The following is a 25,313-nucleotide window of genomic DNA, read 5'->3' as shown; positions in this document are numbered from 1 at the left end:
GGCGGGCAGATGGCGGTATGGGACGACCTGGTCGGCCAGGACCGGGTGACGGAGCAGTTGGCCGCCGCCGCACGGGACGCCGACGCCTTCGTGACGGCGGCTGCCGCGCGCAGCGCGCTGCCGACGGCGTCGAAGATGACGCACGCCTGGCTGTTCACCGGCCCGCCCGGCGCGGGCCGTGACACGGCCGCCCGCGCCTTCGCCGCCGCGCTGCAGTGCGTGAGCCCGGACCGGGCGCTGGGCGGGGCGCCGGGCTGCGGCTTCTGCGACGGCTGCCACACGACCCTGGTCGGTACGCACGCCGACGTCGAGGTGGTCCGCACCGACCTGCTCTCCATCGGCGTCAAGGACACCCGCGACCTCGTCCGCCGCTCCACGCTGTCGCCCGCCTCCGGCCGCTGGCAGGTGATCGTGCTGGAGGACGCCGACCGCCTCACCGAGGGCGCCGGCAACGTGCTGCTCAAGGCGGTGGAGGAGCCCGCGCCCCGGACGGTGTGGCTGCTGTGCGCGCCCTCCATCGAGGACGTGCTGCCGACGATCCGCTCGCGCTGCCGGCACCTGGTGCTGCGCACCCCGCCCGTGGACGCCGTCGCCGATGTGCTGGTCCGGCGCGACGGCATCGACCCCGTGATCGCCGAGGCCGCCGCCCGTGCCACGCAGGGGCACATCGACCGCGCCCGCCGGCTCGCCACCGACGAGGGGGCGCGCACCCGCCGCGCGGCCGTGCTGAGGCTGCCGCTGCGCGTGGACGACGTGGGGGGCTGCCTCAAGGCCGCGCAGGAGCTGGTGGACGCGGCGACCGAGGACGCCAAGCAGGTCTCCGAGGAGATGGACGCCAAGGAGACCGAGGAGCTGCGCACGGCGCTCGGCGCGGCCGCGGGGGCGGGCAGCCGGATGCCGCGCGGCACGGCGGGCGTGATGAAGGAGCTCGCCGACCGGCAGAAGCGCCGGTCCACCCGTACCCAGCGCGACACCCTCGACCTGGCCCTCACCGACCTGGCGGGCTTCTACCGGGACGTGCTGGCGGTGCAGGTCGGCACGTCCGTCGCCATCGCGAACGTCGAGGCGCGGGACGCCGTCGAGCGGATCGCGGCGGCTTCGCGGCCGGAGAACACGCTGCGCCGCATCGAGGCCGTGCTCGCCTGCCGTGGGGCCCTGGACAGGAACGTCGCGCCGTTGCTGGCCGTCGAGGCGATGACGCTGGCCCTGCGCGCGGGCTGACCGCCGGCGCGCGGGACGGGCCGCGCGGACCGCCCCCGCGCCTTGATCATCCGGCGGACGGGTGATCGTTTGCGGCGCTCGCGCGTCGCCGCTCCCCGGTGCGCCCGGCCTTGCCGCAGGCTGCTGTGCGGTGCCCCCGGCCGCTGTCCCCGCGGGGGTGATCCCAGCGCACGGGGTGCGCTCCCCCCTGCCTCCGGCGCGGGTGCCGCGCCCGTGCCCGAAGCGCCGTGGGGGACCTGCCGAGGTGGTGCCGCACGTGCCCGAGGTGGCCGAGGTCGTCGTTCTGTACGCGCTGCTGACCGCGGCCGGGGCCGTGGCGGTGGCGCTCGCCCGCTCGGCGCTGCGGCACTGGTGGGAGCAGCGCGCGGGCCGCGCGTACGAACTGCCCGTCGAGCGCACCGGCACGGTGCTGCGCGGCGCAGGGTCCGTGCTGGCCGCCGCGGGGGCGGTCACGCTGGCCGTCTGGTCGCCGTCCGGCCCGGCGGATCCGTCGCTCCCGCCGCCCCGCCCGGTCACCGCCGCCGCGCCCCCGCTGTCCCGGCCGCCGTCCGCGCCACCCCCGCGGCCGGTGCCGTCCGACCCCGTGGACGCCGGGCTGGAGCCGCCGCGCACCCTCGGTCACCCGGCCGGGGGCACGCTCCAGGAATTGTCCGACGGCACGCGGGTCTGGCTGCCCCCGCAGTACGACTACCCGGACTCCGTCGGGGTGTACTTCCCCCTGGTCGTGGCCCACATCGACCCCGCCGACCCGGATCTGTTCGCCGGCTTCGCCGCCCAGTCGCTGCGGGGCATCGCGGACCCCTTCGTGGTCGTGCTGCCCGCCCACTGCGACACCGGCCCGGGCGCCCGTCCCGCGGCCGTCCCGGTCGCGGTCGCCCGGCTCTACCGTGTCCTGCCCGGCCGCCCCGCGCGGGCGTTGCTGGGCGCCGACGGGAACGCGGCCTGCGTCGTACGGCAGCAGCTGACCGACCCCGAGGGGTACACCGCGGCGATCGGCGTCTCGGGCGGCTACGACGGGATCGACCGGTCCGGCCCGCCGCCGTACTACTCCTCCACCGACCGCGGATACCCCGGGGGTGACATGCCGCGCCCCGCGCTGCTGCTCGCCGTACCCTCCGGAGAGGAGGACGCGCGGCGCTCTGCCCTCGCCCTGCGGGAACGGGTGCGTGGCGTGTCCGCCGGGGTCCGGGTGCTGGACGGCATCGCCCCGCGGCGGCGGCTCTTCGCCCTCGTCGCCGGGTACGCGACCGAGAAGCTCGACGGTCCGGACCGTCCCTGACGGCGCGGGCCCGAATCACCCGTATGAGGACTGTGGAGGACGGTTCGCCACCGGCCCTCCGGATACGCTCCAGATGACCACCACGAGGAACCGAGGCTCCGATGCACACCCCGCGCCTGCTCCGTACCTCCGGCACCGTCCTCGCGGTCGCCGGGCTGATGCTGTCCGCGTGCACGACGGGTGGCAGCACGCACAGTGCCGCCGCCTCGTCCCCGGCGGGCTCGCTCGGCGGGCCGCCGCCCTCGGGCGCTGCCGCGGACGCCTACGGCAACCTCCGGCCGTACTACGAGCAGCGTCTGTCCTGGCGCGAGTGCAAGGACATGCCGGGCATGCAGTGCGCCACCATGCGGGTCCCCCTCGACTACGCCCACCCGTCCGCCGCGAGCGACCTCAAGCTCGCCGTCACCCGGAAGCGGGCCGAGGACGGCGGCAAGCGGCTCGGCACCCTGCTGGTCAACCCGGGCGGCCCCGGCGGCTCCGCGATCGACTATCTGCAGTACGCGGCCTTCGGCTACCCGTCGGCGGTCACCTCCCGCTACGACATGGCCGCCATCGACCCGCGCGGTGTGGCCCGCAGCGAGCCCGTCGAGTGCCTCAGCGACCGCCAGATGGACGCCTTCACGGCGACCGACGTCACCCCGGACGACGGCGCCGAGGTCAACGCCCTCGTCGCCGCCGACAAGGAGTTCGCCGGCGGCTGCGAGCAGCGCTCCGCCAAACTGCTCAAGCACATCAGCACGGTGGACTCCGCCCGCGACATGGACGTCTTCCGCGCCCTGGTCGGCGACCGCAAGCTCAACTACGTCGGCAAGTCCTACGGCACCTTCCTGGGCGCCACCTACGCCGAACTGTTCCCCGACAAGGCCGGTCGGCTCGTCCTCGACGGCGCCGTCGACCCGTCGATCTCGGCCCTCGACGCGAGCCGCGGCCAGGCCTCCGGCTTCGAGACCGCCTTCGACGCCTTCGCCCGGGACTGCGTCGGCCACCGCGACTGCCCGCTCGGCACCAAGAGCTCCGCCGACGCCGGGCACCGCCTCGACGCCTTCTTCAAGCAGCTGGACGCCAAGCCCCTGAACACCGGCAGCGACCGCAAGCTGACCGAGGCGCTCGGCACCACCGGCGTGATCGCCGCGATGTACGACGAGTCGATGTGGCCCACCCTGCGCACCGCCCTCACCAAGGCGAACAAGGGCGACGGAAGCGGTCTGCTCGCGCTGTCCGACACGTACTACGAGCGCGACGACCGCGGCCGCTACGACAACCTCATGTACGCCAACGCCGCCGTGAACTGCCTCGACCTGCCGCCGGCCCTGTCCGGCCCGCCGGCCGCCGAGCAGTCCGTCTCCGCGTTCACCGCCGAGTCCCCGCACTTCGGCAAGAACCTCGCGTGGTCCAGCCTGATCTGCGCCTACTGGCCCGTCGCGCCGACCGGCAAGCCGCACCGCATCGAGGCCACCGGCGCCGACCCCATCCTGGTCGTCGGCACCACCCGCGACCCCGCCACGCCGTACGCCTGGGCCAAGTCCCTCGCCGGCCAGCTCGACTCCGGCGTCCTGCTCACCTACAACGGCGACGGCCACACGGCGTACGCCCGCGGCAGCAGCTGCATCGACTCCGCCGTCAACCGCTACCTCCTCGAGGGCACGCCCCCGGCGGACGGCAAGACCTGCTGACCCCGTGAGGGGCCCCGTCGCCCCGCCCCGACCCGACGGCACCCTGGTCAGGGGCCCCTCAAGAACTGTGTAGACTTGTGCCCGCTGCCGATGCGAAGCTGTCTCGGCAGCCTGCCGCCTTAGCTCAGTCGGCCAGAGCGACGCACTCGTAATGCGTAGGTCAAGGGTTCGATTCCCTTAGGCGGCTCCACGAAGAAGGGCCCAGGTCACCTCGGTGAGCTGGGCCCTTCGACATTCCTGCACTTCGCATGGCTGAGGCGAGTCCGTCGTCCCTGAGGTCCTCGTCGGGCGGGCCGGCAGCCCTTCCGTGTGTGCCGGGGCGTGCCACCCGGGCGGCACGAGACCTTGCACCGAAGAACCGGGCCGTCATCGCTCCGGTGTACGGCTGAGGTTCGTACAACCAATCGACGCTCTTGTCGGTCCTGTTCCGCGACGTCTGATCGACGTCTGTCGCCGAACAGGCCTGAAGGACTCGATGAAGCCCCGACGCATCACCGCCACCGCCCTGGTTCTGGCCGCGGCGGGCGGCGGGCTCACCGCCACGGCCGCGCCCGCCTCCGCGGCGGTGATCTGCGACTCCCCCGTCTTCAAACGGCAGTTCTTCGCGAACACGACGTTCTCGGGCACACCGAAGAAGACGGACTGCGACTCCGTGATCGACCAGGACTGGGGCACGGGCGCACCCGTCTCCGGCGTACCGTCCAACAACTTCGGCGTGCGCTGGTCGGTGACGCGCGATTTCGGCTCCGGTGGCCCCTTCACGTTCACGGTGTCCGCCCGGGACGGCATACGGGTCTACCTCGACGGTGTCCGCAAGATCGACGTGTGGAAGAACGTCTCCGCCACCGTCAAGAAGACGGTCAACGTGACGATCCCCAGCGGCAAGCACGCGCTTCGCGTCGACTTCGTCAACTGGACGGGCGCCGCGAACGTCAAGTACGCCTACACGCCGCGCACCTCCGTCGACACCGACAAGGTCAAGCCGCTCGCCCCGACGGGTGCCGCCGTCTCCTATGACACGACCACCGGCGCGGCCAAGCTCACCTGGTCCAGGAACAGGGAGATGGACCTCGCGAACTACCGGGTCTACCGGCGGCTGAAGGGCGCGTCGTACGGCGCCAAGCCACTCGCGACGACCACCGCGACGTCGTACACCGACAGGACCCTGCTGAAGACCGGCGCGGCCTACTACTACGAGGTGCGGGCCGTCGACAAGACGGGCAACGTCTCCGGCGGCAGTGCCGACCGGCTCGTCACCACCGTCGACAAGACGCCGCCCGCCGCGCCGTTCGTCGAGTTGGACTCGTGCCCGGCCGACCAGCCCTACGCAGGCCCGGAGCTGGTCACCACCGCGGCGAACGCCGCCGACATCGCCTGGTACGAGATGCAGCGGCTCGACGCCGCCACGAACAGCTGGAGCACCATCTACGCCGGCGCCAAGGGTGCGATCTGCGACACCGGGTACCGGGCCGACGGGAGCAAGGTCACCTACCGGGGCCGGGCCCGGGACGCCGCCGGGAACTGGTCGGCCTACTCGGCCGCCGCGACGTTCACCACCCCCGACCGGACCCCGCCGCCCGCTGTCGAGAAGGTGCGCGTGGAGTACCGGTCGGGTGTTCCGCATCTGGTGTGGTCGCCCGTGGCCGGAGCCGCTTCGTACCAGGTCGTCCAGTACGACCCGGCGAGCGGCGGCTACGTCGACGCCCTGGCCGCGAGCACCACCACGCAGACCGACGTGCTGCCCCGCCAGTCGGTCGCCGTCGCCGACAGCTACCGGTACGCGGTGCGCGCGCTGGACGCCGTGGGCAACGCCGCCGCGCCGATGGAGATCACGCTGAAGATGGCCGACCGGCCGGAGGCGATCGCCGCGTTCCAGACCACCGCCCGCAGGTTCGACGAGGGCGTGATCGTCTCGTGGAGCAGCGTCGACCCGTGGACCGTCGACGAAACGCCCCTTCCCTCGTACAAGATCGTGCGGACCGACACCGCGACCGGCGAGACCCGCATCGTGGACAAGTGCAAGCCGACCACCTCGTGGGACGAGCCGTCGCAGGACCCGAAGACGTACTGGACCTGGACGGGCGGCGACGCCCCCTTGTCGGCTGACAAGCAGGTCAACGGCAGTTGCTGGGACGTCCAGGGCGCGTCGGAGACGACGTACGAGTACCGGGTCCTCACGACCGACCGGTACGGGCACGTCTCCCAGCCGGGCCCGGCCGCCACGGAGACCACCCCGGACACCGAGCGTCCCGCCCCGGTGCAGAACCTGACCGCGGAACGCGTCCCGCTCGGTGTCCGCCTGACCTGGACGCCGCCCGCCGATGCCGACGTCCGCGGCTACCACGTGTGGCAGGGCATCACGGACCCGGACAGCGGCGAGACGGTCTGGAAGGAGAACTGCTGGAGGGGCAGCTCCCTGGCCGGGACCGAGATCCTCTGCCCGACGGTCCCCGACGGCGCCACCCACGTCTACAAGGTGGCCGCCACGGACGACCGGCTTCTGTACGACGACGAGCCGCTCGACGTCCTCCACCCCGCCGAGGTCTCGGTCACCCTGCCCGACACGCGGCCGCCGGGCTGGACCCAGACCGAGGTCGGTGAGGGGCAGTACCCGAACCTGTACGTCGGCTGCTCCGAGAGCTCCGGCTTCGGGGACTGCTCCCGGTTCGCGAGCTACCGTGTGGAGCGCTGGGACCCGGCCACGGCCGCTTACGTCACCCTGGCCGAGGGCACGATGGGTGACACGGCGTTCTTCGTGGACACCACGGTGCACGAGGACCGGCTCGGCCTGTACTACTACCGCGTCGTACGCCAGGACGCTTCCGGCGCCGAGGCCCTGACCCGGTCGGTGGCGTGCGGCATCTGGAACGACTGGCTCTGACCGGACGCGTGACATGAGAGGGGCCGTTCTCCTGGCCCCTCTCGCACGTGAGCGTCAGCGACTGCTGCTTCCGGCTGCCTCGTGGCGTGCTTGCGCGGCTGGAACCTGGGGGAGTCGCTGCTCAGCGACGTTCACGGGAAACGATCTCCGTCGGCTCGGAGCGAGCTCCCGATCAGCGCATTTCGTCGGTGCCCCCTGCTGTACCCGTGCTCAGGAGGCGTAGCGCGTCACCTCGGTGACGCGGCAGGTGACCTTCCCCTTCACGTCGCCGGTGCCCTGCGCGGTCTCCTTCGCGACCTTGCCCGGGCCGAGGTTGTTCGTCGCCGCGAAGCCCTCGCCGATGCGTGTGCCGCCGGCGTCCACGAACTCGACCTGGACCGCGTAGTTGGACGTCTTCGAGCTGCGGTTGGTGATGGTCAGCTTCGCGCTCGGCCAGTGCATGACGTCGTCGACCTCGCATGAGTCGATCCGCACGTCGCCGGTGGGGCCGGCCTGGCGGCCCTCGCCGCCGCTCTTCCCGCCCCTGTCGGTCGATGCCTTCGACGCACCGGGCTTCGGGTCGCTGCTGCCGCCGCCGCTGCTCGCCACCGTCGCGAGGACGGCGACGACGATCACCAGGACGACGACGCCGAGACACCCGAACCCGATGATCTTCCCCGTGCTGGACTTGCGCGGCTGCGGCGGCGGCCCCGTCCATCCCGGGCCCTGCCAGCCGCCGGGCGGCTGCGGCGGTCCCGCGGGTGGTCCGGGTGGCTGCGGGTGCTGAGGCGTCGACATGGCGTCCCCCTGAGTCGTGTAGGTGTGGGGGAAACCGTGCCAGAACATCACGGTCCGCACGGGCGCGATCGCGGTCTGTGACGTCGTCGTGACCGAACCGGGACGGATCGGTACTCGTCGGACGTGCCGACGCGCCGCCGGGGTGGCGCTGTAATCGGCGGGGCCGTGCCGGACATTCCCCAGTGACAGCCTGTTCTGGGAGGGAAGGGTGCGCATGACGGCACGTGAGGGTCCGCGAGGGCACGGGATCGTGGAGGAGTGGTTCGAGGCCCATGCCGACAAGGTGATGGGTTACCTGATGCACCGTACGGATCGCGAGACCGCGCAGGACGTGCTCTCGGAGACCTTCCTGCTGGCCTGGCGGAAGCAGCGGTCCGCACCGGAGGACGCGTTGCCCTGGCTGCTGGCGGCGGCGCGCCGGCTGCTCGCCAACCGCGTGCGGTCGGACCTGCGGAGGCAGGCGCTCGCGGCACGGATGGCCGCGGTGATGGACCGCGCGCCGCAGGAGGTGTTCGAGGACCGCATAGGCGACCGTGAGCGCGTGTTCCGGGTGCTGATGTCGCTGTCCGAGAGCGACCGCGAAGTGCTGCTGCTCACGGGCTGGTACGACCTGAGCGCGCAGCAGGCGGCCAAGGCCCTGGGTTGCAGCAGGGCGGCCTACGCGCTGCGGCTGCACCGGGCCCGCAAGAGGTTCCGCGCGGCCCTGGAGCCGCGACCCGCATCCTTCACCCCGCTCGATTCGGAGGTACACGCATGACGAACGACCCTGTCCTGGACGCCGTCCGGGAGCTGCGCCCGCAGGGTGCCGACGGCTGGGCGCGGTCGGCGGACGGGCGGGAGACGCTGCGGTCCGTGCTGGACCGGGCGGCGCCGCGGAGCACGCGGCGGCGGTCGCTGCGGGTCGCCGTGGCCGGCGGCGCGGTCGTCGCCGCGCTGGCCGGCGGCGGGGTGGTCGCCGTCGCCGGGGGACTGCCGTGGGGGAAGGACGCCGGGGCGCAGGTGATGTGCGCCCGGACGCTGTCGCGCGACGCGGACCTCTCGGGTCTGCCGTCCGACGCGATCAAGGCCTTCGACCCCAGGGACCCGGGCAAGGCCTGCGCCGGGCGCTGGGAGCAGATGTGGGGGCCGTCCGAGCCCGTCCCCACGTCCTTCGCGGCCTGCTACCACCCCGGCGCCGCCGGCAAGGTCGTCTGGCCCGCCGACGGCCTCGACCAGGACCAGGCCTGCGCCCGCATCGGGGCCCGGCCGATTCCCGTCGGGTAGCCCGTCCGCGTCGCGGGGCCGCGCCCATACCAAAAGGGCGCGGCCCGTACGGGTGACCCGGTGGCTTTCGGTGTGCGGAGTTGCTCCGGGTGACACCTTGCTTTCTTCCATCCGTACTCGTTGACACGGCAACGGCCGGACGCGGCGCCACGGCGAGCGCGTCCGGGACATCGGACGAGGGAAGGCGCGCATGAACGTCAGTGCTCACATCGAGGCCGTCTACGCGGACGTCTGCCGGCGCAATGCCGGCGAGACGGAGTTCCACCAGGCGGTGGGGGAGGTGCTGCGCTCGCTGGCGCCGGCGCTGGAACGGCACCCCGAGTACCTGGGGACCCGGATCGCGGAGCGGATGTGCGAGCCGGAGCGGCAGGTGATCTTCCGGGTGCCGTGGGTGGACGATCAGGGACGGGTGCAGGTCAACCGGGGCTTCCGGGTGGAGTTCAGCAGCGCGCTCGGCCCGTACAAGGGAGGTCTGCGCTTCCACCCGAGCGTGGACCTCGGCATCGTGAAGTTCCTCGGCTTCGAGCAGATCTTCAAGAACGCGCTGACCGGGCTGGCGATCGGCGGCGGCAAGGGCGGCTCCGACTTCGACCCCAAGGGCCGTTCCGACGGCGAGGTCATGCGCTTCTGCCAGTCGTTCATGACCGAGCTCCACCGGCACCTGGGCGAGCACACCGATGTGCCGGCCGGGGACATCGGCGTGGGCGGCCGGGAGATCGGCTACCTCTTCGGGCAGTACAAGCGGATCACCAACCGCTTCGAGGCGGGCGTGCTGACCGGCAAGGGCGTCGCCTGGGGCGGCTCGCACGCGCGGACCGAGGCGACGGGGTACGGGGCGGTGTACTTCGCGGCCGAGATGCTGGCCACGCGCGGGCAGGGCTTCGAGGGGCGCAGGGCGGTGGTCTCCGGGGCGGGCAACGTCGCCGTCTACGCGATCGAGAAGGTGCGCGCGCTGGGCGGCTCGGTGGTGGCCTGCTCGGACTCCGGCGGCTACGTCGTCGACGAGGCCGGCATCGACCTGGAGCTGCTGAAGGAGATCAAGGAGGTGCGCAGGGCGCGGCTGTCGGCGTACGCGGAGGCCAAGCCCTCGGCGCGGTACTCCGAGCGCGGCTCGGTCTTCGACGTGCCGTGCGACGTCGTGCTGCCCTGCGCCACGCAGAACGAGCTGGACGGTGAGGACGCCGGGACGCTGGTGAAGAACGGCGTGCTGGCGGTCGCCGAGGGCGCGAACATGCCGTGCACCCCGGAGGCGATCGAGGTGTTCCGGGAGGCGGACGTGCTCTTCGGCCCGGGCAAGGCGGCCAACGCGGGCGGTGTGGCGACCTCGGCGCTGGAGATGCAGCAGAACGCCTCCCGCGAGCTGTGGACCTTCGAGCGGACCGAGGCCCGGCTCGCGCAGGTGATGCGCGACGTCCACACCCACTGCCGGGCCACCGCCGCGGCGTACGGCGGCACGCCGGACGACTACGTCCTCGGCGCCAACGTCACGGGCTTCCTGCGCGTGGCCGAGGCCATGACGGCGCAGGGCGTCGTCTAGAGCCCGCCCCCAGTGGTGCCCGTGCCCTCCCGCGACGCGCGCGGGAGGGCACGGGCGTTCCCGGCGGCGATCAGGAGGCGTCGCCGCCCATCACACGGGCGAAGGCCACCGGATCGGCGTCGTACCCGCGGACGCCGGAGCGGAAGCGCCACTCGCCGGAGTCGCCCCGGCGGAATTCGCCGACGGTGGCGGCCGTGGCGGCCGCGACCTCGCCGAGGTCGGAGGCGGCGAGGTCGGTGTGGCCCTCGACCACGTGCACGCCGGTGCCCGCGACGTCGCCGAAGGTCATCCGGCCGTCGCGCTGCTGCACGACGACACCGACGACGACCCGGTGGTAGGCGGCACCGAGCCGGTCGAGTTCGAGGGTCATGATCTCGTCGAAGCCCAGCCCCTTGCCGGTTTTGCTGTCGCGGTTGAGCGTGATGGTGCCGTCCGGGGAGCGGCTGTCGAAGTGGACGAGGTACGCCGGGACGCCGTGCGGGTCGGCGGCGCTGTAGGTGGCCGCGACGATGTCCAGGTCGCTGGCGGGTGCGCCGAGCGGGCTGGGGTCCCACTTGAGCCGGACCTCGACCTTGCCGAGGCCTTTGGTGACATTGCTCACTGGCTGGCTCTCCTTGCTTCCGGCTGGTCGGGTGCGGAGGCGGCTGTCACAGGGAACGCCCTTTCATCTGCCGTCAGTTGGGGGACGAGCGCGTGCCGCGCGTCCGTCCGAGGCGGCAACGAACGAGGGCGATCCCGGATTCCTGGCAACCGGTCCGGGGTCCCAGACGGTTCATGCGGGTGTGAGGCTGCTGGGAGCACGGACAGGAACACGATGGCAAGGACACCACGGTGAGGGATGCGGAGACGGACTTCGAGGAGTTCGTCGCCGCGCGCGGGCCGCGGTTGCTGCGGGTCGCCTGGCTGCTGACCGGGGACACGCACCTGGCGGAGGACCTGCTGCAGACGGTCCTGGCCAAGGTGTGGCCGAAGTGGCGGGGCATAGCCGCGGAGAACCCGGAAGCGTACGTGCGCAGGGCCCTGGTGAACACGGCCTCGTCGTGGTGGCAGCGCCGCTGGCGGGGCGAGGTGCCGCACGGCGAGGTGCCGGACACGGTGACGGCGGTGGCGGACCCCTTCGCCTCGGTCGACCTGGAGCAGTCGCTCGCGGTGCTGATACGCCGGCTGCCCGCGCGGCAGCGGGCGGTGGTCGTGCTGCGCTACTTCGAGGACCTGAGCGTCGAGGAGACCGCCGAGGTGCTGGGCTGCCGGCCGGGCACGGTGAAGAGCCAGGCCGCCAAGGCGCTGGCCATGCTGCGGGGGCAGGTCGCGGCGGTGCCGAGCCTGGCGAAGGGTGGTGAGCGGTGTGGATGAGGAGCCAGAGCCGGAGGAGGAGTGGGAGCTGAGCGTGCTGCTGGAGCGCGCCGTGCCGCAGCCGACCGCGCCCCACGACCGGATGGCGCAGATCAGGCGGCGGGTACGGAGGCGCAGGCGGCGCCGGGTGGCCGCCGGGGCGCTGGCCGCGGTCGGCGGCGTCACGGCGGCGGCGGTGGTGGCCGCCGCGTTGCTGCAGCCCGCGGGTCCCGTGACGCCCCGGGGGCAGCAGGTCCTCCCCGCCGCGTCCCCGTCCCGCGCGGTGCCCGCCCCGGGGTCCCCCCTGCCGACGTCGACGGGGAGCACGCACGCCGACTACGCGCTGGTCAGCCTGGACGCGCTGTCCGGGCTGACGCTGAAACTGCCCGGCGAGGGCTGGCGGTCCCTCGTGACCACCGACCCGCGGGGCCTGGTGGTCGGGTTCGTCGGCTCCGGACCGCTCCACGAGCGCAGCGGGTGCACGAAGCAGGAGATGATCCGCTACCCGGTCTGCCCGCCCGTGGACCAGGTCGCCGAGGGCGGGGTGCTGATCGCCTTCGAACAGGTGGGGGCGCCCGTGGGCGACGGCACGGGGTCCGGCCGGTTCGTGGTGAAGGGCGTGGCGTCCGCGGGCGAGGGCTGCCGCGCGCTCGGCGGCCAGTGGGAGCTCACGGCCTGGGGGGAGGACCCGGACCCCGCGTCCTCCGTCGGGCTCGTGGTCAGCGCCTGTTTCAACCGTACGGCGAAGGACACCATCGCCGCGGTCACGGCCGGCCTCAAGGCCGCGAGCTACACCTCGGCGTCCCCCGGCGGGCCGACCGGTCCGGACCGTCCGACCGGTACGGGCACGGGCTGACCCACTGGGCTGACCGGCCGGGGACCGGGCCGTCCGCTCCACGGAGTCCCTCCGGCCTGGCGCTTCTCCTTGATCGCGCTCTCCCGTGGACGAGACGAAAGGCGCCTTCATGCCCGAATTCGTCCGCCGCGGTCACCCCCGGACGACGCGCGCCAGGTCGTCGTGGTGACCGGCGTGGCCGGAACGCGTCCCGGTCGCGGGTCGTGGTCTACGAGGGGACCCCCGACGGCTGGCGCGGCGGCGCGAGATGGCCCGCGCGCAACGGGCAGCGCGGGTGGACCGACGACCACCGCAGCGGCGACGAGCGCTCGCCGATCGGGGTGTTCGGCCTCACCGACGCCGGGGCCTGATGGCCGACCCGGGCACCCGGCTCCCGTACGACCACTCCGGTGGGTCTTCATCAGGGGCACCGGCCTGGAGGGGAACCACTGACGGGTTCGTTCGACTACGGCGTGTCCATCAACTACAGCCGCGAGCCCGGCACGTCGCCGCAGGACCGGACCCGGCCGATGGGCGCGGACATGGGCGGTGGCATCTGGTTCCACGTCGACCACGAGGGGCCCACGCAGGGGTGCGTCGCGTTGTCCGAGGCCCACATGCGGCAGTTGCTGCGGACGCTGGACCCGGCCCTGCAACCCGGTCGTCGTGATGGGGGACGCGGCCTCGCTCACGCGCTGAGACGTGCCGCGTGCGCGGCCTCGTCGGGCCGTGGCTCGCCCGGCCGGGAGCCGCCGAACTCCCAGTGGGTGGCGCCGAGTCCGCCCGCCGCCAGGGCGGCGTCGATCCGGCGGCGGACCTCGGCCTCGTCGCCGGGCGCGGACGCGAACAGCACGCGCAGCCGCAGTGCGCCGCCGGGCCCGGCCGTGACGGCGGTGTGGTGGGGCGCGAGGGGGCACGGCGGATCGTGCTCCCAGTGACCGCACAGGGCGACGGTGACCGCGGCACCTGGGGCGCGCTCGTCGCCGCCGGGGGCGAGGGTCACGACCGCGTCGTGGGCGAAGGTCCGGCGCACGCCTCCAGTATCGGTGTCAGCCGTCCTGCTCGTGGCGGGGACGCATCGCCTGCCGCTGGACGCGCCGCCCGAACGCGGACAGCAGCGGCTCCACGGCGGCGCGCGGGAGCACGACCTTCTGCCGGCCCGTGGGCGGGGCCGCCACCTCGCCCCGGTCGAACGTCACGACCAGGTTCCCGCAGCCGGTGAAGGCCAGGTCGTCCAGGACGGCGCGGCGGGCCGCCGGGTCCTGCAGCGCGCGGAGCCCGCGCGGGTCGTGGCCGGCGCGGGCGGCGAGCACCCGGACCAGGTGCCCGGCGAGGTCGCCGGCCGCGTCCGGGGCGACCATGGCGAGGGCGGGCAGCACCTCGCCGGAGCGGCCGTCGTACCAGTACGTGGCCGTCGTGGTGCCGCTCCCGGAGGTGGTGCCGTCCCCGGCGGCGGTGCCCTCGGCCGTCGTCAGCTGGACGCCGAGCACGTCCCCGGAGGCGGCCAGGAACGTGTACGAGATGGTGAACTCGCCCGCGCAGCCGGCACCGTGGCCGTGCGCGGCCAGGAAGTCCCGCAGCCCGCGCCGCACCTCGCGGTCGAGCGTCCGGGTCAGCGGCCGTGCGCCCGGCACGGACGGGTAGCTCGTCGACCAGCGGCAGGCGCCGCCGGAGCCCCGGGCGCCGATGACCCGCAGCCCGTGGATCCAGGTGGGCATGACCGCCCTGACCTCCTGTCCGTCGGCGGAGGCGGTCGCGGGGGAGGGTCGTCCGCCGGAGGGCGCCGTGCACGCGGGGACGGCCAGCAGCGCGGCCACGGCGACGGCGGCGATCGGCACGGACTTCACCCGGCGACCGTAACCGCCCCCGGGGCCGGGGCGGTTGGCCGTGCCGTATCCGGACCGGGGTGTGACAGGTTCGCGACATCGCGGCGGTCCCCCGCCCGGGGTCGTGGTGCTACAGTGCGAGGAGCACGGCTGTGCGCCCCTCTTCGGCGCCGGTGCTCCCCGCGTGACCGCCCGGCGGTCCGCTCCCGCAGTCACTGCGGTGTTCCCCCTCGCCCGCGCCCCGCGTCGGCGATCTCCCCGAGGCTCCGCCTCTTGCGCCGCGTGTCCCGGCGGCCGGCCGATTCCGCCGCCGTACGCGCCCTTCCCCCGAGGACCACGTATGTCCACAGCTCCCACCACCACCCCCACCCCCGCTCCTGCTTCCTCCCCCTCGGGCGAACGGCTCGTCGCCGTCGCCGGGGTCCTCGACGTCGAGGGCGGGCGCGGCTTCCTGCGCACCGCCGGTTACGCGCAGGGCCCGCACGACGTCCCGGTGCCGCCGGAGGTCATCAGGCGGCACGGGTTGCGCAAGGGCGACGCCGTCGAAGGCGTGGCCACGGCCGGTCGCTCCCGCGCCCTCGTACGGGCCGACCAGGTCGGCGGGCTGCCCGCCGGCCTGGCCCGCGGGCGGCGGCACTTCGCGGACCTGACCCCGCTCCACCCGTCCGAGCGGCTGCGCCTGGAGTGCCCGCAGGGCGGCCTGACCACCCGTGTCGTGGACCTGCTGGCCCCCGTCGGCAAGGGTCAGCGCGGGCTGATCGTGGCGCCGCCGAAGGCCGGCAAGACGATGCTGCTGCGGCGGCTGGCCGACGCCGTCGCGGACAACCACCCCGAGTGCCACCTGATGGTGGTGCTCCTGGACGAACGACCGGAGGAGGTCACCGACATGCGGCGGGCGGTGCGGGGTGAGGTCGTCGCCTCGACCTTCGACCGCACGCCCAAGCAGCACATCGCCGTCGCCGAACTGGCCGTCGAGCGGGCCAAGCGCCTGGTCGAGACCGGCCGGGACGTGGTCGTGCTGCTGGACTCCCTCACCCGGCTGTGCCGGGCGCACAACAACGCGGCGTCCTCGGGCGGACGGACGCTGTCCGGCGGTGTCGACGCGGCGGCGCTGCTCGGCCCGAAGCGGCTGTTCGGCTCGGCGCGCCTCGCGGAGGAGGGCGGTTCGCTGACCATCCTCGCCACCGCGCTGGTCGACACCGGATCGCGCGCCGACGACTACTTCTTCGAGGAGATGAAGAGCACCGGCAACATGGAGTTGCGGCTGGACCGGGGGCTGGCCGACCGGCGGGTCTTCCCGGCGGTGGACGTCGGCCCGTCGGGGACCCGGCGTGAGGAACTGCTCCTCAGCCCTGTGGAGCTGGCGGCCGCGCGCGGTCTGCGGCGGGTGCTGCGTGGCGCGGGGAGTTTCGAGACGCTGCTGGAGCGGATGCGGGCGACCCCGGACAACGCGGCCTTCCTGCGGCAGATCCGCGGCACGGTGCCGGCCGCCTGATCCCGCGGCGCCCGCATCATGGAGCGGTGACGACACCGCAGCGCGTGGGGCCCCGGGGTGCCGTGCGGCCGGACCGGCCGCCCGGTTTCGTCTGGTACGCGGCCTACGGCTCCAACACCCACCTCGTGCGCCTCAACAGCTACCTCGCCGGCGGGGTGCCCCCCGGCGGCTGCCGGGAGTACCCGGGCTGCCGGGACGCGCGCCCGCCGCTGCGGTCGGTGCCGCTGGAACTGCCGGGGCGGATGTACTTCGCGACGCGGTCGCCGGTCTGGTCGGGCGGCCGGGCCTTCTACGACGGCGACGTGCCGGGCGGCGGGGTGCGCGCCAGGGCCCACCTGCTGACGGTCGGTCAGTTCTCGGACATCGCCGCCCAGGAGATGTACCGGTCGCCGGGCTCCGACCTCGACCTCGCCGAGGTGCTCCGCTGCGGCAGGGCCCGGCTGGGCGACGGGCGGTACGAGACGCTGCTGTACCCCGGGGACGTGGACGGGCACCCGGTGCTCACCTTCACCGCCCCCTGGGGCTCCGGCGGGGCCGAGCACGTCAGGCCGTCCGGGACCTACCTGCGGCACATCGCCGAGGGCCTGGCCGAGACGGGCGCCTGGGACCTGCCCGGCATCGCGGCCTACCTCGCGGAGTGCGCCGACGGGGCCTGGGACCCGCGGGAGATCACGGCGCTGCTCGGACGGTGACGCGCGGCGCCGATGGATTACGGCGCCGCCGCCGGTCCTAGGGACGTACGCGGTACGCATCCCCGCATCCGCCCCAGGAGGTCGCCCATGGCCCGGCCCGCGCCGCCCCCGCCCGCGTCCCGACCGGGCGGTGGGCCCGCCGTGCTCGTCCTGACCGGCAGGCTCGACCGCGCGGGGATCCCGCCGCTGGTCGAGCGGCTGCGCGCGCTGCTGGCCGAGCGGGGCGGCGGGACGGTGCTGTGCGACGTGGGCGGGCTCGACGGCGCTCCGGACGTCGTGCTGGTCGACGCCATAGCGCGGTTGCAGCTGACCGCCCGGCGCCACGGCGGCCGGATCAGGCTGCGGGGCGCCGGGGGCGCGCTGCGGGAACTGCTGGTGCTCACCGGGCTGGGCGGGCTAGCGGGCCTCGGGTGCGAGGCGCGCGGGGAGGCCGAACAGCGGGAAGAGCCGCTCGGTGTCGAGGAAGGAGTTGAGCCCGGTGATCCGGCCCTCTGATATCTCGATGACCTGCAGCGCCCACGGCTCGTGACCCCCGTCGGGGCTGGGCCGGTACTGCCCGAAGCCCGGTGTGCCGTTGGCCGTGACCGGGACGAGCCGCGAACCGCGGCAGCCGGAGCCGAGCCCGAGCATCCAGGCCTTGATGTCCGCGGATCCGCGCAGCCACAGGCCGAAGGGCGGCATGGACAGCGTGGCGTCCTCGTGGAGCAGTGAGGTGAGGGCGTCGAGGTCGTAGGACTCGAAGGCGGCGACGTAGCGGCCGAGCAGGGCGCGCTGCTCCTCGTCGAGCGGACGGGCCGGGTCGGTCGTGGCGGGGCCGGCCGCGGCGAGGGCGGCGCGGGCCCGCTGCAGCGCGCTGTTGACCGAGGCGACGGTGGTGTCGAGCAATTCGGCGACCTCGGCCGCCTTCCAGGCCAGCACCTCCCGCAGGATGAGCACGGCCCGCTGGCGCGGCGCGAGGTGCTGCAGGGCGGCGACGAACGCCAGGCGCACGCTCTCGCGCTGGTCGGCGAGGTCGGCGGGGTCGCCCGTCTCGGGCAGGACGCGGCCGTCGGGGGCGGGGGAGATCCAGGTGCTCTCCGGCAGGGTGCCGGGCAGCGGGCCGTCGGCGCTGCCGGGGGAGGCCAGGTCCATCGGGCGGGCCCGGCGCCCCGTGCCGCCCAGGATGTCCAGGCACGCGTTGGTGGCGATGCGGTACAGCCAGGAACGCAGGCTGGAGCGGCCCTCGAAGCGGTCGTACGCCCGCCAGGCCCGCACCATCGTCTCCTGGACGGCGTCCTCCGCCTCGAAGGCCGAGCCCAGCATCCGGTAGCAGTAGCCGGTCAGCTCCGCGCGGTAGCGCTCCAGCTCCTGCGCCACGTCCGGGGGTGCAGCGAGATCGCTCATGGTTCTCCTCCGCCTTCCGATGAGTTCCGGAGCGTCCACGGGTCTACTTCAGCACAGACCACTGACACAAACCCCGGAACGGAACGAGGCGGACCATGCCGACCCAGATCTTCGTCAACCTCCCCGTGCAGGACCTGCCCAGGTCGAAGGCCTTCTTCGGCGGCCTCGGCTTCTCCTTCGACCCCCGGTTCACCGACGACAACGCCGCGTGCATGGTGATCGGCGAGGGCATCTTCGCGATGCTGCTCGTCGAGCCCTTCTTCCGGCAGTTCACCAAGAAGGAGGTCGCGGACGCCACGAAGACCACCGAGTCCATCCTCTGCCTGGGCGTCGAGTCGCGGGAGCGCGTGGACGAGCTGGCCGACGCGGCCCTGGCCTCGGGCGGGTCGCCCTCGAACGAGCCCATGGACCAGGGGCCGATGTACGGCCGCAGCTTCCAGGACCCGGACGGCCACCTGTGGGAGGTCGTGCACATGGACCCGGCCGCCCTCCAGGACTGACGCGCCGCGCGCTCAGCCCGGGTGGACGTCCGGGATCTCCTGCTCCGCCCAGATCAGCTTGCCGTCCGCGGTGTAGCGGGTGCCCCACCGGCGGGTCAGCTGGGCGACGAGGAAGAGCCCGCGGCCGCCCTCGTCGGTGGTCCGGGCGTGCCGCAGCCGCGGCACGGTGTTGCTGCCGTCGTAGACCTCGCAGATGAAGACCGACTGCCGGATCAGCCGCAGCCGGATCGGGCCCGAGGCGTGCCGGATGGCGTTGGTGACCAGCTCGCTGACGACCAGTTCGGTGGTCGTCCGCAGCTCCTCCAGCCCCCACTCGGCGAGTTGGCGCGCGGCCAGCGCCCGGGCCCGGCTGACGACCGCCGGGTCGACCGGCAGGTCCCAGGCGACGAACCGGTCCGTGGTGAGCGCGTGCGTACGGGCCACGAGCAGGGCGACGTCGTCGGCGGGCGGACCGGGCAGCAGACGCTCCAGCACGGCCGAGCACAGGTCCTGCAGCGGCAGTTCGGGGTGGGCCAGGGCGTGCGCGAGCCGCTCCAGGCCCACGTCGACGTCCTCGCCGAAGGTGTCGATCAGGCCGTCGGTGTAGAGGGCGATGATGCTGCCCTCGGCCAGTTCGAGCTCGGCGGACTCGAAGGGCATGGCGCCCAGGCCGAGCGGCGGGCCGGCGGGCAGTTCGGCGAAGGTGACGCGGCCGGAGGGGTCGACGACCGCGGGCGGCGGGTGCCCGGCGCGGGCCATCGTCAGCCGCCGGGTCACCGGGTCGTAGACGGCGTAGAGGCAGGTGGCGCCGGTGACGGTGGTGGCCACCGACGCGTCGGCGCTCTCCTCCTCGGTGAGCCGCATGATGAGGTCGTCCAGGTGCGCCAGCAGTTCGTCGGGCGGGAGGTCCATGTCGGCGAGGGTGTGGACGGCCGTCCGCAGCCGTCCCATCGTCGCCGCCGCGGTGAGCCCGTGCCCGACGACGTCCCCGACCACCAGCGCGATCCGCGCCCCGGACAGCGGGATGACGTCGAACCAGTCGCCGCCCACGCCGTCCTGGATGTCGGTGGGCAGGTAGCGGGAGGCGACCTCCAGCGCCGTGCCACCGGTCAGGGTCTGCGGCAGCAGGCTGCGCTGCAGGGTGAGCGCCGCCTCGTGCTCGCGGGTCCAGCGCCGGGCGTTGTCCACGCACACCGCGGCGCGGGCCACGAGCTCCTCGGCGAGCAGCAGGTCGTCCGGCTCGAAGGCGCCGGGCCTGCGGTGCCGGATGAAGGTCACCACGCCGAGGACCGTGCCCCGGGCCCGCAGCGGCACCCACATCACCGACCGCATCCCGAACTCGCGGATCTTGGCCGCGCGGGCCGGGTCGTCGGTGAGCCACGACGCGCGGTCGATGGCGATGTCGGCCTCGATCTCGGGCCGGCCGGAGGTCATGCAGCGCACGTGCGGCGAGGTCTCGCCGGCGTTGATCCGCTCACCGAGCGCGACGATCGACTCCGGGGTGCCCGGGTGCACCGAGCGCATCCCGGCGCGGCGCAGCGGCACGCGGCCCAGCCCGCCGCCGGCCGGCGGCTCGTCGCCGCGCAGCACCGGCTCCAGCAGGTCGACGGTGACGAAGTCGGCGAGCCGCGGGACCGACACGTCCGCCAGTTCCTGGGCGGTGCGGGTGACGTCCAGGGTGCTGCCGATGCAGGCCCCGGCCTCGTTGAGCAGCGCGAGCCGGCCCCGTGCGCGCCAGCGGTCGGTGACGTCCATGCCCATGTAGCAGACGCCCATCACCCGGCCCTCGGCGTCGTCCAGGCGGTAGAAGGAGGTGGAGAAGGACCGCTCCCGGTAGGGGGCGGCCAGCGTCCAGCCCTGGTATTCGTGGTCGATCACCGGCTCACCGGTCAGCAGCACCTCGCGCATGATGTTCTCCAGCGCCTCGGTGTCCAGACCGGGCAGGGAGTCGCTCATGCGCATCCCGATGCGGTGCTCGCGCGGCACGCCGGCCAAACGCTCCAGGGTGTCGTTGACCCACACGTACCGCAGGTCGGGGGTGAGCACGGCCATGCCGATCGGGGACCGGCTGAGGAAGCCCTCCAGGATGGCGCTGCTCACCGCCCACGACGGGGTCCTGGCCAGGTCGATCGCGGACACCAGCCAGCGCTCGTGCCCGTCGGGCGACGCCAGCGCGGACACCCGAAGGCCCAGCTCGATCCGGCGTCCGTCGCGGTGCCGGGCGGCCACCAGGCCGCCCCAGATGTCCTGGTCGTGCCACTGGGCGGCGACCTCCGCGGCCCTGGCGGCCTGGCCGGGGGAGGCGAGCAGCTGCGCGGCGGGGCGGTGCAGCGCCTCCGCGGCCGGGTAGCCCAGCAGGTGCTCCGCGGCGGCCGTCCAGCCGATGATCGTCCCCTCGCCGTCGATCAGCGCCGACGCGGCGTAGGCAAGGTCGAACGGCGCCTTCGCCGGCGCCGCCGCGCTTCCCTCCGGCATGACCATCAGGGGCGTCCCATTTCCGCTGATCCGTGTCTTTCATGCTAGGACGTCCCGTCCGCGGGGGCTCCTCGCGCGGACCGGCTTCGGACGGGCCCCGGACCGGTCCCGGCCCGGTCCGGCACCGCTCAGGGCGGTGGCCCCGGGGGAAGGGGCGGAGGCGTGGGGCGCAGTGCGTGCAGGCCGCCGTCCACGGGGAGCGCGGTGCCGGTGACCGCCGCGGCCGAGGGTCCGGCGAGGTAGGCGACGGCGTCGGCGACCTGCTGGGCGGTGACCAGGCGCCCGCTGGGCTGGCGGGCCTGGAGCGCGGCCCGCTCGGCCGTCGGATCGGGGGCGGCCGCGATCAGCCGCTCCACCCAGGGCGTGTCGACGGTGCCGGGGGTGACGCAGTTGACCCGGACGCCCTCGGGCAGGTGGTCGGCGGCCATGGCCAGGGTGAGCGCGAGGACGGCGCCCTCGCTCGCCGCGTACAGCGCCTGGCGCGGGAGTCCGGCCGTGGCCGTGACCGAGGAGATGTTGACGATCGACGCGTAGCGGGAGCGGCGCAGGTACGGCAGCGCCGCCCGGCTCGCCCGGACCACGCCGAGGAGGTTGACCTCCAGCACCCGGCGCCACTCGCCGTCCGGGTTCTCCTCCACGGTTCCGACGGCCCCGGTGCCCGCGTTGTTGACCAGGATGTCCAGCCCGCCCAGGTCCTCCACGGCACGGCCGACCGCCCACCGCACGGAGGCGTCGTCGGCCATGTCGGCGGCGAGCGCGTGCAGGTGTGCCGGTGCCCGGCCGGGGGCCTGGTCCAGTACGGCCACCCGTGCGCCGCGCGCCGCCAGGGTCTCCGCCGTGGCGAGCCCGATCCCGGTGGCGCCGCCGGTGACGATCGCGGCGAGCCCCTGCAGTTCCCCGGCGGTCATCGGCCGGCCCCGGTCTCCGCGCGCGTGACATTGCTCCCCGAACGGGCCGGGCGCAAGTACCCATCACTCTTAAGAGTGAAGCCAATTTTCGCGCCCCTCCGGGGTCCCGCGGCGCGGGCGCACCGCGCGCGGCCGGACGGCGCACGCCGGGGCTTTCCCGCCGTGCCGCCTGGGGGTCCGCCGTACCGCCCGGGCGCATGCCGTGGAGCCGGTCGCTCCGGTTCGGCCCCGCCGCCCTCCGCGGCGCCCGCGCGTACCGCCCGCCAGCGTCCGCGGCCCGGCCCGGTGCGCAGCCCGCGGGGGGCGCGTGACGTGGGGAAGCGGCGTTCCGGGGTGCTCGCTGGGGGGTTCGGCCCGGCGTGTTCCTGCTCGCCCATGAGGGCCTCCCGGGGCGCGGGGACCGGCGTCGCCGTCGATCGAGCCATCCGTGGTCAAACAGTTTATATCGGTCATTGCTCATGATCGAATCGTGGGCGCACAGATGGTGAGGGAGCGCCCGGGAGGGGTTTGCGCCGACGGTGAAGAACCGATAACCATACGTCAAACGGCATGTGCCAAAGGCATCGTGAGGCGGCATCAGCCAGGGAATGGAAGCGGCTATGCTACTTGCGGCTCAGCGTGTTGTAGCAATTACGCCAGGTCAGGCGGATATGCCGACCGAGTGCCGATTGCCCAGGTCGCTGCGGCCGGACTCCGCCTGCTCGTGTCGTGTTCGTTCCATGACTAGCGATCACCTGAGGATGCTGATGGTTCGTGCTGGATCGTCCCCCGGAGACCGCCGGCCTACCGCCACGTCCGCGTGGTTATTGCCGGTCGGCATAGTCGCGGCGGTGACCGCCGTCGCCGTATGGACCGTCCCGTCGGCCGCCCGGGAGGCGGTGCTGTGGTGCGGGGTGACCGCCACGGTGGCCGTGGCCGTCCTCGGCGCCGAGACCGCCCGCCGGGGCACTGCCGTACGGGCGCTGCGCGAGCAGCTCGTACGGCGCGAGGAAGAACTGCAGTTCCGGCTCTCCCGCCAGGAGGCGGAGACCGAACGGCTGGCACGGGAGCAGCTGCCGAACGCGGTGGCGCGGTTGCAGCGCGGCGAGTTCGTCGCCGACGTGCTCAAGGACATCGAAGAGGACGCCGAGGGCGTCACCCCCGGATTCCAGCGGGCCCATCAGCGGATGCTGCGCTCGGTGCTGGAAGCCGTGTCCGCGGAGGAGGACGTCCGCGAGTCCTCGCAGCGTGCCTTCGTCAACATCGCCCGGCGCGTGCAGGCCATCGTCCACCAGCAGGCCAGTGACCTGCGGGAGATGGAGGACCGGCACGGCCGCACCCCCGACGTCTTCGGGGACCTGCTCAAGCTCGACCACGGCACCGCCCTCATCGGCCGGCTCGCGGACAGCATCGCCGTCCTCGGCGGCGCCCGCCCCGGACGCCAGTGGCGCCGGGCCGTCCCCCTGTTCAGCGTGCTCCGTGGCGCCATGTCGCGCATCACCGACTACACCCGCGTGGAACTGCACTCCGTGACGGAGGTGGCCGTCGTCGGACCCGCGGTCGAGCCGCTGATCCACGCGGTCGCCGAGCTGCTGGACAACGCCACCCGCTACTCCCCGCCGCACACGAGGGTCCACCTCACCGCCGTCGAGGTGCAGTCCGGCATCGCCATCGAGATCGAGGACGGCGGCGTCGGCCTCAGCGAGGAGTCCCGGACCCGCGCCGAGCGCGCCCTGGCGGAGGCCCAGGCCGGCTTCGACCTGGGTGACCTGGGCGAGACCCCCCGCCTCGGCCTCGCCGTCGTCGGGCGCCTCGCGGCGACGTGGAACTTCCAGGTGTCCCTGCGCTCCTCCGCCTACGGCGGGGTGCGCGCCGTGGTGATCGTCCCGCAGGACGTCATCACCACGGTGGCGAACGCCACCGGTCTGGCGCACGGCATCGGCTCCGTCTCGGGCCCCCGGCCCGTGGTGCCGGACCAGCGCGCGTCCGACTCCGGGACGGCACCCGTGCCCGCCCCGGCCCCCGCCACGGGTCCCCGGCCCTCCCCGCCCGCCGCCCACGCCTGGGCGGAGGACGACGTGCCGGTCGTGCACGAGAGGACCGCGAACGGACTTCCCCAGCGGCGGCGTCGCGCTGCGGCCCCGATTCCCGCCCCCGGTGCGCGGATGGGCACCGTGCCCGCCGACGGCTCGGTCACTGCCGCGTCGGACCCGAAGCCGGGCAAGGAGCCCGTGCAACCGGGCATGTGGCTGGCGGCCTTCACCAGCGCCGTGTCCGGTGAGAGCACTGCCACCTCCTCTGACAGCAACAGTGACGAAACGTTAGATAAGGGTGAGTAGCCGTGATTCAGCAGCGGGCCAACATGGACTGGATGCTCAAGGACCTGGCGACGGGCGTCCCCGAGACCCGGCACGTCGTGGTGCTGTCCTCGGACGGCCTGCGCATGGCCCAGTACGGCGGCGACACGGACGCGGCCGACCGCCTGGCCGCGGCCTGCGCGGGCCTGCAGAGCCTGGCGGCGGCCATCGCCGGTGAGTTCCCGCACGGCGACGGGCGGATGCGGCTGGTCGTCATCGAGGTGGACGGCGGCTTCTTCTACCTCATGGCGGCGGGCGCGGGTGCGTACCTCGCGGTCCTCGCCGACGAGGGCGTCGACGCCGGGCTCATGGGCAATCGGATGCGGGACCTGGTCGCACGGATCGGCGCGCATCTGACCAGTCCTCCGCGCCGGGACGGGCAGGCCGTATGAGCGACGGTCCTGCGGAGGAGTGGGACAACGGAAACCCCGAGCGGCTCTACGTGGTGACGGGAGGGCGCAGCGGATCCTCGGAAGAGACCGCCATCGACCTGGTCACCCTGGTACGGGCCCGCTCGGGGCCGCCCCCGGGCATGGCGCCCGAACAGGCCGCGATCCTGCGGCTGTGCACCTCTCCCCTGTCCGTCGCCGAGATCTCCGCGTACCTGAACCTCCCGGTCAGCGTGGTGACCGTACTTCTCGCGGATCTGCTGGCCGACAAGCGGGTGGAGGCACGACCGCCGATCGCGCCCGCACTTCTTCCCGACGCTGCACTGATTGAGGCGGTGATGCATGGACTTGAAAGGCTCTGACGCGCTCGGCGTCAGGGGGCCGCGGAGTGAGGACGCTCTGCCGGAATCGGCAGCCGCCGCGGTCAAGATAGTGATCGTGGGGGGCTTCGGGGTCGGCAAGACGACCCTGGTCGGATCGGTCAGTGAGATCCGGCCGCTGTCCACCGAGGAGACGATGACCCAGGCCGGTG

The 25,313-nt window shown here is 73.8% G+C and carries 24 protein-coding genes, 1 tRNA gene and 1 pseudogene; 19 read left to right on the top strand and 7 right to left on the bottom strand.

Annotated elements, in window-relative coordinates; all coding sequences use genetic code 11:
• Positions 1-9: 9 nt before the first annotated feature.
• From ABZ312_RS09160 to ABZ312_RS09140, 5 genes are all read left to right on the top strand, one after another.
• Complete coding sequence (locus ABZ312_RS09160; RefSeq protein WP_500360661.1) at positions 10-1,221, top strand: DNA polymerase III subunit delta'; 1,212 nt, start codon at positions 10-12, stop codon at positions 1,219-1,221.
• Positions 1,222-1,477: 256 nt separating this feature from the next.
• On the top strand, positions 1,478-2,500 hold the full coding sequence (locus ABZ312_RS09155) for an alpha/beta hydrolase (RefSeq protein WP_500322660.1): 1,023 nt from the start codon (positions 1,478-1,480) through the stop codon (positions 2,498-2,500).
• A 101-nt stretch (positions 2,501-2,601) separates the two neighbouring features.
• Complete coding sequence (locus ABZ312_RS09150) at positions 2,602-4,173, top strand: alpha/beta hydrolase (RefSeq protein WP_500322662.1); 1,572 nt, start codon at positions 2,602-2,604, stop codon at positions 4,171-4,173.
• Positions 4,174-4,286: 113 nt separating this feature from the next.
• Positions 4,287-4,363 (top strand) — tRNA-Thr (locus ABZ312_RS09145).
• Between the two features lie 285 nt (positions 4,364-4,648).
• Positions 4,649-7,054 (top strand): PA14 domain-containing protein, encoded by a 2,406-nt coding sequence (locus tag ABZ312_RS09140; protein WP_500436930.1) that lies wholly within the window; start codon positions 4,649-4,651, stop codon positions 7,052-7,054.
• Positions 7,055-7,264: 210 nt separating this feature from the next.
• On the opposite strand, the gene ABZ312_RS09135 is transcribed toward ABZ312_RS09140, so the two are convergent.
• A complete protein-coding gene (locus ABZ312_RS09135) occupies positions 7,265-7,831 on the bottom strand; it encodes an FxLYD domain-containing protein (RefSeq protein WP_500436928.1) in 567 nt (188 codons plus the stop codon).
• Between the two features lie 214 nt (positions 7,832-8,045).
• On the opposite strand from ABZ312_RS09135, the gene ABZ312_RS09130 reads away from it, so the two are divergent.
• The 3 genes from ABZ312_RS09130 (at position 8,046) to gdhA (ending at position 10,631) form a co-directional block, all read left to right on the top strand.
• Positions 8,046-8,588: an RNA polymerase sigma factor gene (locus tag ABZ312_RS09130; protein ID WP_500436926.1), complete on the top strand. Its 543-nt coding sequence runs from the start codon at positions 8,046-8,048 to the stop codon at positions 8,586-8,588.
• Positions 8,585-9,094: a hypothetical protein gene (locus ABZ312_RS09125; protein WP_499512569.1), complete on the top strand. Its 510-nt coding sequence runs from the start codon at positions 8,585-8,587 to the stop codon at positions 9,092-9,094. Before ABZ312_RS09130 ends, ABZ312_RS09125 begins: the two co-directional genes overlap by 4 nt.
• 190 nt (positions 9,095-9,284) lie before the next feature.
• Entirely contained in the window at positions 9,285-10,631 is a 1,347-nt protein-coding gene (gene gdhA / locus ABZ312_RS09120) for an NADP-specific glutamate dehydrogenase (protein ID WP_500436924.1), read from the top strand.
• Positions 10,632-10,701: 70 nt separating this feature from the next.
• Here the strand turns inward: gdhA and ABZ312_RS09115 are convergent, their stop codons facing one another.
• The gene (locus ABZ312_RS09115; protein ID WP_499512567.1) at positions 10,702-11,232 is read right to left on the bottom strand and encodes a TerD family protein; all 531 of its coding nucleotides are present in this window, start codon (positions 11,230-11,232) and stop codon (positions 10,702-10,704) included.
• Between the two features lie 230 nt (positions 11,233-11,462).
• Between ABZ312_RS09115 and ABZ312_RS09110 the strand changes: the two genes are divergently transcribed.
• From ABZ312_RS09110 to ABZ312_RS09100, 3 genes are all read left to right on the top strand, one after another.
• Entirely contained in the window at positions 11,463-11,984 is a 522-nt protein-coding gene (locus tag ABZ312_RS09110; protein ID WP_499512566.1) for a SigE family RNA polymerase sigma factor, read from the top strand.
• Positions 11,977-12,819 (top strand): hypothetical protein, encoded by an 843-nt coding sequence (locus ABZ312_RS09105; protein WP_500359259.1) that lies wholly within the window; start codon positions 11,977-11,979, stop codon positions 12,817-12,819. The genes ABZ312_RS09110 and ABZ312_RS09105 overlap by 8 nt, the downstream gene beginning before the upstream one ends.
• A gap of 203 nt (positions 12,820-13,022) precedes the next feature.
• Positions 13,023-13,169, top strand: coding sequence for a hypothetical protein (locus ABZ312_RS09100; RefSeq protein ID WP_500436922.1), 147 nt, complete (start codon positions 13,023-13,025; stop codon positions 13,167-13,169).
• Positions 13,170-13,486: 317 nt separating this feature from the next.
• Here the strand turns inward: ABZ312_RS09100 and ABZ312_RS09095 are convergent, their stop codons facing one another.
• Together ABZ312_RS09095 and ABZ312_RS09090 are read right to left on the bottom strand one after the other, a co-directional pair.
• On the bottom strand, positions 13,487-13,831 hold the full coding sequence (locus ABZ312_RS09095) for a hypothetical protein (protein ID WP_500322670.1): 345 nt from the start codon (positions 13,829-13,831) through the stop codon (positions 13,487-13,489).
• A 16-nt stretch (positions 13,832-13,847) separates the two neighbouring features.
• On the bottom strand, positions 13,848-14,645 hold the full coding sequence (locus ABZ312_RS09090) for a hypothetical protein (protein WP_500436920.1): 798 nt from the start codon (positions 14,643-14,645) through the stop codon (positions 13,848-13,850).
• 319 nt (positions 14,646-14,964) lie between these two features.
• Between ABZ312_RS09090 and rho the strand changes: the two genes are divergently transcribed.
• The 3 genes from rho to ABZ312_RS09075 all read left to right on the top strand — a co-directional run bounded on the left by rho (position 14,965) and on the right by ABZ312_RS09075 (position 17,306).
• On the top strand, positions 14,965-16,119 hold the full coding sequence (gene rho, locus ABZ312_RS09085; RefSeq protein WP_500322672.1) for a transcription termination factor Rho: 1,155 nt from the start codon (positions 14,965-14,967) through the stop codon (positions 16,117-16,119).
• Between the two features lie 26 nt (positions 16,120-16,145).
• Positions 16,146-16,811: a histone deacetylase gene (locus ABZ312_RS09080; protein WP_500436918.1), complete on the top strand. Its 666-nt coding sequence runs from the start codon at positions 16,146-16,148 to the stop codon at positions 16,809-16,811.
• An 87-nt stretch (positions 16,812-16,898) separates the two neighbouring features.
• Complete coding sequence (locus ABZ312_RS09075) at positions 16,899-17,306, top strand: STAS domain-containing protein (protein ID WP_500436916.1); 408 nt, start codon at positions 16,899-16,901, stop codon at positions 17,304-17,306.
• Here ABZ312_RS09075 and ABZ312_RS09070 read toward each other — a convergent pair.
• Positions 17,208-18,194, bottom strand: a complete 987-nt coding sequence (locus tag ABZ312_RS09070; protein ID WP_500322676.1) for a sigma-70 family RNA polymerase sigma factor — start codon at positions 18,192-18,194, stop codon at positions 17,208-17,210. The two genes, ABZ312_RS09075 and ABZ312_RS09070, sit on opposite strands and share 99 nt — an antisense overlap.
• 95 nt (positions 18,195-18,289) lie before the next feature.
• Here ABZ312_RS09070 and ABZ312_RS09065 point away from each other — a divergent pair, with 95 nt between their 5' ends.
• Entirely contained in the window at positions 18,290-18,694 is a 405-nt protein-coding gene (locus ABZ312_RS09065) for a VOC family protein (RefSeq protein ID WP_500322677.1), read from the top strand.
• 12 nt (positions 18,695-18,706) lie between these two features.
• On the opposite strand, the gene ABZ312_RS09060 is transcribed toward ABZ312_RS09065, so the two are convergent.
• Positions 18,707-21,154 carry a SpoIIE family protein phosphatase gene (locus tag ABZ312_RS09060; RefSeq protein ID WP_500322678.1) on the bottom strand — a complete coding sequence of 816 codons (2,448 nt, stop codon included), beginning with the start codon at positions 21,152-21,154 and terminating at the stop codon, positions 18,707-18,709.
• A 122-nt stretch (positions 21,155-21,276) separates the two neighbouring features.
• Complete coding sequence (locus ABZ312_RS09055; protein WP_500322679.1) at positions 21,277-22,056, bottom strand: SDR family NAD(P)-dependent oxidoreductase; 780 nt, start codon at positions 22,054-22,056, stop codon at positions 21,277-21,279.
• A gap of 746 nt (positions 22,057-22,802) precedes the next feature.
• Between ABZ312_RS09055 and ABZ312_RS09050 the strand changes: the two genes are divergently transcribed.
• From ABZ312_RS09050 to ABZ312_RS09035, 4 genes and pseudogenes are all read left to right on the top strand, one after another.
• Complete coding sequence (locus tag ABZ312_RS09050; protein WP_500322762.1) at positions 22,803-24,374, top strand: sensor histidine kinase; 1,572 nt, start codon at positions 22,803-22,805, stop codon at positions 24,372-24,374.
• Between the two features lie 23 nt (positions 24,375-24,397).
• Complete coding sequence (locus ABZ312_RS09045; RefSeq protein ID WP_499600269.1) at positions 24,398-24,784, top strand: roadblock/LC7 domain-containing protein; 387 nt, start codon at positions 24,398-24,400, stop codon at positions 24,782-24,784.
• On the top strand, positions 24,781-25,143 hold the full coding sequence (locus tag ABZ312_RS09040; RefSeq protein ID WP_500322680.1) for a DUF742 domain-containing protein: 363 nt from the start codon (positions 24,781-24,783) through the stop codon (positions 25,141-25,143). The genes ABZ312_RS09045 and ABZ312_RS09040 overlap by 4 nt, the downstream gene beginning before the upstream one ends.
• Positions 25,124-25,313, top strand: a pseudogene (locus ABZ312_RS09035) (ATP-binding protein); the annotation flags it as partial. The gene ABZ312_RS09040 and the pseudogene ABZ312_RS09035, both read left to right, overlap by 20 nt.

The sequence above is a fragment of the Streptomyces sp. NPDC006207 genome (genome assembly GCF_040613835.1).
Classification (GTDB): Bacteria; Actinomycetota; Actinomycetes; order Streptomycetales; family Streptomycetaceae; genus Actinacidiphila.
The sequence above is the reverse complement of the archived record's forward strand: the minus strand, read 5'-3'. Positions and strand labels throughout refer to the sequence as shown.